We start from the raw sequence: 5449 nt of genomic DNA on the forward strand, positions 1-5449 counted from the left end.
CCGCCGGACAGCTCGCGCGGCCGGTGCCGGCCCCGGTCGCCGAGGCCGACCTCGGCGAGCGCCGCCCGCACCCGGCCGCGGTCCACGCGGACCCCGGCCAGCCGCATCGGCAGCGCGACGTTCTGCTCGGCGGTCAGCGCGCCGACCAGGTTGAAGTTCTGGAAGACGAACCCGAGCGAGCGGCGGCGCAGGTCGGTGAGGACGTGCTCGGGCGCGCGGGTGATGTCGCGGCCGGCGACGACGACCTGCCCCTCGTCGGCCCGGTCGAGCCCGGCGGCGCAGTGCAGCAGCGTGGACTTGCCGGAGCCGGACGGGCCCATGACGGCCGTCCAGGTGCCCGGCGGGAACGCGATGCTGACGCCGTCGAGCGCGGTGACGGCGGTGTCGCCCGCCCCGTACCGGCGCACCACCGACCGGAGTTCGACGGCGGGCGGGAGGACGTGCGGGACGGGGTGCGGCGCCGCGGGTCGGGAACTCGGGAACGTCATGCCCCCGATCCCACCGGCCGGCCCCCCTCCGCCGGAACGGGGACTCCCACCGGATCGGTCTTCGGGTTGTCCCCACCCCTGTACATACAGGCTGTATGTATGTAAGTTCGCGGCATGACCCGACGACTCGACCGCGACACCGTGGTCAGGGGCCTCACGGCCGAGTTCCGCGCCTTCGCCGACCTGCTGGAAGACCTCTCCGACACCGCCTGGAACACCCCCACCCGATGCTCGCGGTGGCTCGTCCGCGACGTCGCCGCGCACGTGCTGGGCAACGTCGTGGACGTCGCCCAGCGGGCCTCCGGCACCCGCTCCCCCGACGAGCAGGCCGCCGCGCTGCGCGGCGGGTCACCCGCCGGGACCGCCGCGGCGCTGCGCGCGACCGTCGCCAAGGTCGAGCCCGGACTGGCCGCGCTGACCGACGAGGTCTGGGCGGCGCCCGGCCCCGCCGGGCGGACGGTCGGCAACGGCGTCACGACGCTCTGGTACGACGCGTACGTGCACGCCGACGACGTCCGCGCGGCGCTCGGCCGTCCGACCGAGCACGGTCCCGGCCTGGGCGCGGCGCTCTCCTGGCTGTGCGAGGAGCTGGAGGGCCGCGTCCCGCTCACCCTCCGCCTGGACGGCTTCCCCGAGACCGCGGTCGGCGGCGGCGGGACGGTCGTGACCGGCGACCCGCACCGCTTCGTCCTCGTCGCGACCGGACGCCTCGACGCCGCGGTGCTCGGCCTCCCCGCCGAGGTGAACGTGCACGCCAAGTAGCCCCACGGCTTCGGCCCCGCCCGCCGCCGCGGCCGGGCGGCCACCGCGAGCCGTGGCGCGGGCCGGGCATGATCAGGGGCTCCCTACGATGAACGCATGAGCAGGAAGGTCGAGCAGGGCGACGCGACGCGACGGCGGCTCGTGGACACGGCCGTCGCCCTGTTCACCGAGCACGGCTTCGCCGGGACGTCCACGACGGCGGTGGTCGCGGCGGCGGGCGTCACGCGCGGCGCGCTGTACCACCACTTCGCCGACAAGGAGGCGCTGTTCGAGGCGGCGTACCGGCAGGTCCAGCGGGAGGTCGCGGACCGCTGCGCCGCCGCCGCGCTCGCCGCGGACCCGACCCCGCCCGCCCGGATCCGCGCGGGCATGGCCGCCTACCTGGACGCCTGCCTGGAGCCGCACGTCCAGCGCGTCCTGCTGCGCGAGGGGCCGCTCGTCCTCGGCTGGGAGCGGTCGGTCGCCTTCGACGACCCGGACTGCGCGCGCCGTCAGCTCCGCGACGGGCTGCGGGAGGCCGAGCGGCTGGGGTTCGTCCCGGCCGGACGCGCCGAGCCGCTGGCCCACCTGCTGTTCGGCGCGGCGAACCAGGCCGGGGTGGTGATCGCCGCCGCGTCCGACCAGGCCACCGCCCGCGCGGAGGTCGGCGCGGCCATGGACGACCTGGTCGTCCGCCTCCTCACCGCCTGAGGACGGTACGTACGGCTGCCTGCCCGGTGGCGGGACTTCTCCCGTTCACCCGGCGGCCCTATGCTCTGTCCGGCTGATGCTCCCGTCCGGTTCGCGTGCTTCTGTACCCGCCCTCCGGACGCGGCGGACGGCCTACGGGGAGGCCAGATGGGATCACGTCCGAGCACGCGCGGAGTCGGGGCCGCGCTGGTCGCCGCCATGTGCGTGGCGCCGGCGGTCACGGGCTGCGGTTCGAGCGGGGCGAAGGCGCAGACGCCGCCCGCGTCGTCCACGCAGCCCGGCACGCCCGCCCAGGCGGCGCCCGCCGGACGCACGCAGCCGCCCGTCGTGATGCCGAGCGGCCCGAAGGCCCACTTCACGTTCTCGCACCGGACGTCCGGCGGACCGATTATGGTCACCACGCTCAAGGGCGCGAGGTCCGGCGTCACCGGCAAGGTCTGGGTCTGGCTGCCGCCCGAGTACAAGGACCCGCGCTACGCCCGGAGCGGTTTCCCCGTGCTGATGCTCTACACGGGCAACACCGGCGTGAACTACAACTTCTGGGCGCACGAGGAGGTCGAGCCGATCCAGCGGACGGCCGTCCAGATGGCGAAGCGGCACAAGGCCCATCCGTTCATCATGGTCATGCCGGTGCTCCAGATGTCCACGCGGCAGGACACCGAGTGCAGCGACATCCCCGGCATGCCGAAGATGGGCACCTTCCTCGGTGACGACGTCTACGCGATGGTCAGAGCCAACTTCCGGACGCTGCCCGGCCGGGACGGCTGGGGCCTCGGCGGCGCGTCGTCCGGCGCGTTCTGCGCCGTGAAGCTCGCCCTCCAGCACCCGGACCGGTACCGCGCGGCGATGTCGTGGGCCGGGTACTTCGAGCCCGAGCCGCAGGCCGGCCCGCGCTGGACGGCACGGCAGATGCGCGCCAACAGCCCGACGGAGATGGTCCGGAAGCACCCGGACGTGCGGCTGTTCCTGCTCGCGGGCGACCGCAGAATGTTCCGCGCGGACAAGGACCGGATCACGGCGTTCCAGCGGCTCGTCCGGCCGCCGACGACCGTCAAGGTGGAGATCCAGAAGAACGGCGGGCACTACACCGCCGACCTCGCCAAGCTGCTGCCCGACATCCTCGCCTGGTTCACCAAGACGCTGCCGGGCCCCGTCCCCGGCCGCTGACCACGGCGAACCCGGCCGATACCGCCCACAGCAGGCCCGCCGGGCCGCGCGCGCGTCAGAGGTCGCGGGTGGCGTCCTCGTAGCGGCGGATCGTCTCGACGAAGACGCGGCGCTCGTCCGGGGTGAGGGGTTCGAGGGCGGTGCGCCAGGCGTCCGCGCCGCGCGCCAGCCAGCCGTGGATGGCGTCCACGTGGGCGGGCGCGATGGCGACGATCGTCCGGCGGCGGTCGGCGTCGTCCGCGCGGCGCTCCAGGATGCCCTGGCGGCTGAGGTCGCCGACCATGAGGCTGACCGTGGTCGGCGCGACCTCCAGGCGTTCGGCGAGCGCGTTCACCGGCATCGGGCCGTCGAAGACCAGGTAGGCGAGCAGCGACAGGTGGCGCGGGGCGAGCGCGAAGCCGGCGAGGGAGTCCGGCGGCGGCATCCGCTTGGTCCGGCCGACGACGCGGGGCATGAGCAGCAGCATCGCGCGGATGCCCGTCTCGACGTCCACGCCCGCGCCCTCCTCGGGGGCGCCCGCGGCGGCGCGCTCGGTCTCCCGGCCCGTTGACATACAAATACCTTTGCATCCAAAGTAGATTTGCTTGCAAAGCAAACATGAGTCGGCGGGACCAGCTTAAACGGAGGCCGGAGGCATGACCCACACCGAGCGCAACCGCCCGATCGTCGAGGAGTTCCGGGCCAACGGCGGGAAGGTCGGCGGGTACTTCGCCGGCGTCCCGCTGCTGCTGCTCACCACCACCGGCGCGCAGTCCGGCGAGCCCCGGACCTCGCCGCTCGCCTACCAGGAGGACGACCACGGACGGCCCGTCGTCTTCGGCACGAACGCGGGCGCGGACCACGACCCGCAGTGGTACCGGAACCTGGTCGACAACCCCCGCGTCACCGTCGAGATCGGCACGTCCGCCTACCAGGCCGTGGCGATCCCCCTGCGGGGCGAGGAGCACGAACGGCTGCACGCCCGGATGGCCGAGACGTCCGAGGCGTACGCGGGCTACATCGAGCGGACGGACCGGACGTTCCCGATCGTCGTCCTGCACCGCGTGGACGAGGACCGGCGGAACGCGATCGGCCTCGAACTCCTCCGGATCCACGATGACCTCCGCCGCGCGCTGGGCGACCTCCTGGAAGCCGCCGCCTTCGGCACCGCGCCCACGCCGGGCCTCATGGAGCAGCTGCGCGAGCGGTGCCTGACCGTCTGCGGCGACCTGGAGAGCCACCACGGCAAGGAGGAGGGCGTCTTCCCGCGGATCGAACGGCACCACCCCGGCGTCGCCCCGGTGCTGGACGAACTGCGCCGCCAGCACCGGGTGCTGGCCGGGATGCGCGCCGAGCTGGAGGCCCTGTACGCGCGCACCGACATGGACCCCGAGGATCGGCGCGAGGAGATCTCACGGCTCGCGGAGGAGATCGACGCGCACTTCGCCGACGAGGAGCGCCGCCTCATCCCGGTCCTGGACACCGTGGACCCGGCCGTGCTGCTCGGCCGACCGGCCTAGCGGCTTAGCGGCCGGGCTCGCGGGGGTCGCAGAAAATAGGGCTGTTGCCCGATCCCCTCCCCCTCCGGACGGCGGACGATGAGGGTCCACTCCCGCCCGCTTCCGAGGAGCCGCCCGTGAGCGTCCAGGATGTCCCGGTCCGGCCCGCCACCGCCCGGCCACCGATCCTCACCAGGGCGTACGTCACGATGGGCGTCCTGTCGTTCGGCGGGATGGCGAGCTGCTACCTGCTGATGTCGACGCTGCCGCTGTACGCGGCGCGGCACGGCGGCGGCGGGTTCGGGGCCGGGCTCACCACGGGCGCGATGATGCTCACGACCCTCCTGCTGGAGCCGCTGACGCCGCGCATGGCCAGTCGCTACGGCTACCGCCCGACGCTCGCCGCCGGACTCCTGCTGATGGGGCTCCCGTCGCTGCTGCCGCTCGCGGCGGACGCGCTCCCCGCCGCGTCCGCTCTGCCCGTCGTCCTGCTGGCGTGCGCGCTGCGCGGCGCGGGGCTCGGCATCCTCGTCGTCGCGGGCACGGCGCTCACCGCCGAGACCGTCGCGCCCGAGCGGCGGGGCGAGGCGCTCGGACTGTACGGGGTCGCGGTCGGGGTCCCGGCGCTGGCCTGCCTGCCGCTCGGCCTCTGGGTCGCCGAGCACGTGGGGTTCGGGGTGCTGTTCGTGGCGGCGGCGGTCGTCGCGCTCGTCCCGCTCGCCGCCGTCGGCGGACTGCCGGCCGTGCGCCGCGTGACCGCCTCCGGCACCGTCACCCCGGAAGACACGACTGGCACGGACGGCGCGGGCGCGGACGGGGCGGCGGGGCGGCGGACGGCCCGGCGCGGCGGGCTGCTCGGCGCGG

7 protein-coding genes are annotated in these 5449 nt (G+C 74.7%); 5 read left to right on the forward strand and 2 right to left on the reverse strand.

Going from position 1 to position 5449, the window contains the following annotated elements:
* Positions 1–488, reverse strand: a 488-nt coding sequence (locus DZF91_RS28895; RefSeq protein WP_117360281.1) for an ABC transporter ATP-binding protein, incomplete at its 3' end; no start/stop codon positions are given.
* A gap of 114 nt (positions 489–602) precedes the next feature.
* Between DZF91_RS28895 and DZF91_RS28900 the strand changes: the two genes are divergently transcribed.
* From DZF91_RS28900 to DZF91_RS28910, 3 genes are all read left to right on the forward strand, one after another.
* Entirely contained in the window at positions 603–1250 is a 648-nt protein-coding gene (locus DZF91_RS28900) for a maleylpyruvate isomerase family mycothiol-dependent enzyme (protein WP_117360282.1), read from the forward strand.
* Positions 1251–1346: 96 nt separating this feature from the next.
* A complete protein-coding gene (locus DZF91_RS28905; protein ID WP_117360283.1) occupies positions 1347–1940 on the forward strand; it encodes a TetR/AcrR family transcriptional regulator in 594 nt (197 codons plus the stop codon).
* Between the two features lie 147 nt (positions 1941–2087).
* A complete protein-coding gene (locus DZF91_RS28910; protein WP_117360284.1) occupies positions 2088–3107 on the forward strand; it encodes an alpha/beta hydrolase in 1020 nt (339 codons plus the stop codon).
* Between the two features lie 55 nt (positions 3108–3162).
* On the opposite strand, the gene DZF91_RS28915 is transcribed toward DZF91_RS28910, so the two are convergent.
* Complete coding sequence (locus DZF91_RS28915; protein WP_199486959.1) at positions 3163–3660, reverse strand: MarR family winged helix-turn-helix transcriptional regulator; 498 nt, start codon at positions 3658–3660, stop codon at positions 3163–3165.
* Positions 3661–3742: 82 nt separating this feature from the next.
* Here DZF91_RS28915 and DZF91_RS28920 point away from each other — a divergent pair, with 82 nt between their 5' ends.
* The gene (locus tag DZF91_RS28920; RefSeq protein WP_117360285.1) at positions 3743–4606 is read left to right on the forward strand and encodes a nitroreductase/quinone reductase family protein; all 864 of its coding nucleotides are present in this window, start codon (positions 3743–3745) and stop codon (positions 4604–4606) included.
* A gap of 116 nt (positions 4607–4722) precedes the next feature.
* A partial coding sequence (locus tag DZF91_RS28925) for an MFS transporter (RefSeq protein ID WP_117360286.1) occupies positions 4723–5449 on the forward strand: 727 nt, incomplete at its 3' end.

Origin of the sequence: Actinomadura logoneensis, assembly GCF_003428695.1 — a bacterium.
GTDB lineage: Bacteria > Actinomycetota > Actinomycetes > Streptosporangiales > Streptosporangiaceae > Spirillospora > Spirillospora logoneensis.